At 70.0% G+C, this 1415-nt stretch carries 2 protein-coding genes; one reads left to right on the top strand and one right to left on the bottom strand.

Going from position 1 to position 1415, the window contains the following annotated elements:
• Window positions 1-53: 53 nt before the first annotated feature.
• Complete coding sequence (locus AB0M20_RS43500; protein WP_364307358.1) at window positions 54-881, bottom strand: alpha/beta hydrolase; 828 nt, start codon at window positions 879-881, stop codon at window positions 54-56.
• A gap of 132 nt (window positions 882-1013) precedes the next feature.
• Between AB0M20_RS43500 and AB0M20_RS43495 the strand changes: the two genes are divergently transcribed.
• The coding region (locus tag AB0M20_RS43495) for a BTAD domain-containing putative transcriptional regulator (protein WP_364307356.1) at window positions 1014-1415 on the top strand (402 nt) is incomplete at its 3' end.

The following is a 1415-nucleotide window of genomic DNA, read 5'->3' as shown; positions in this document are numbered from 1 at the left end:
ACGTCAGGTTGCGAGTGAGGCCCCGGCCCGGTCAAACGGGCTGCTCATACCGTCTAGGCAAGGACCTTCGGGAGCTTGTCGATCAGGGGACGGAGTACCTCAGCCAGTGCTCGCGGGTGCGTGGCTTGGGGCATGTGCGCACCAGGGGTCTCGACGAACGAGGCGCCCAGCTCGTGCGCGAGCCACTGCGATGACTCGTACATCCAATGGTGCGTCGCGTCGGGGTCGCGGTTGTCGACGCCCGCGGCTACGGCGCACGGGAGTCGCACCTGGGCGAGCTGTTCGGATGTCGGCATGTAGGCGAAGATGCCCTCCATCTCGATACCGAACATGGTCTCTCCGTTGCCGAGCATGCGCGTCCGCATCTCGGGGTCGAACGACTCGTAGGCCTCGTCCCCGGCCACGTGGCGGAGGAAGTACTCCACCGCAAGCGGTGGGCCGCCCTCGGTCATGCCCTCGCTGATGACCGTCTGCAGGCCTGTCGTGGCCGCCTCCGGGTCCGACGAGACGGCGACGTACGGCGCCTCGTGGAGGATCGCGGCGCGCAGCACATCGGGATGGCGCAACACGAGATTGGTCAGGATGGTCGCGCCCCCGCTGTTTCCGTAGGCGACCGCTGGTGCGAGGTCGAGTGCTCTGAGCAGCGCGGCGGCGTCATCGGCCTGTTCGTCGACCGGCGCCGAGGTCCAGTTCTCCGGTCGGGGGCTACGCGAGTTCGCCCGTCGGTCGTAGGTGAGGATGGTGTACTCATTCGCTAACGCGTCGGCGACCTGCGTCCAGTGCCCGGCGTCGCCGGTGGCGCCCGAGATGAAGAGCACAGGCGGCCCGTCCCCGCGCAGCTCGTAGTACAACGTGGTTCCGTTGGCAGCGATCGACGCCATGACAGCTCCGTTTGTCGGGGGTGCCCTCCTCTGGTCGGAGCGCACGGTGTGCACCAGCGTCACGGCAGGGGGTTTCATGGGAGTTGCACCGGGCGTGCACAGCAGTGTCGGTACGTGCTGGAGGTGAGCAGAGTGGCGCTCGTATTCAGGGTGCTCGGCCCGTTGGAGGTGCACCGCGACGGTGTCCCTGTGCTGCTGCCGAGCGGTCGCCGGCGTGCCGTACTGGCCGCGCTGCTGGTCCGGTCCAACCGGCCGGTGCCTGCGGACGTGCTCATCGACACCGCGTGGGGCGGCGAGCTGCCGGCCGAGCCCCGGGCGGCGCTGCGCACGGTGCTGTCCCGGCTACGCGCGGCGCTGGGGCCGGGGTGGCTGCGCCTCGAGCCCGCCGGGTACGTGCTGCCTGCCGGCCGGGATGCGCTGGATGCGGCCCGGTTCGAGGCGCTCTGCGCACGGGCGGCAACTGAACCGGCCGCCGCGGCCGCCGCAATGCTCGATGAGGCTCTCGCGCTGTGGCGGGGCCCGGCCTTTGTCGAG

It is taken from the genome of Actinoplanes sp. NPDC051633 (assembly GCF_040681735.1).
Lineage (GTDB): Bacteria > Actinomycetota > Actinomycetes > Mycobacteriales > Micromonosporaceae > Actinoplanes.
This window is presented reverse-complemented; position numbering and strand designations above follow the sequence as displayed.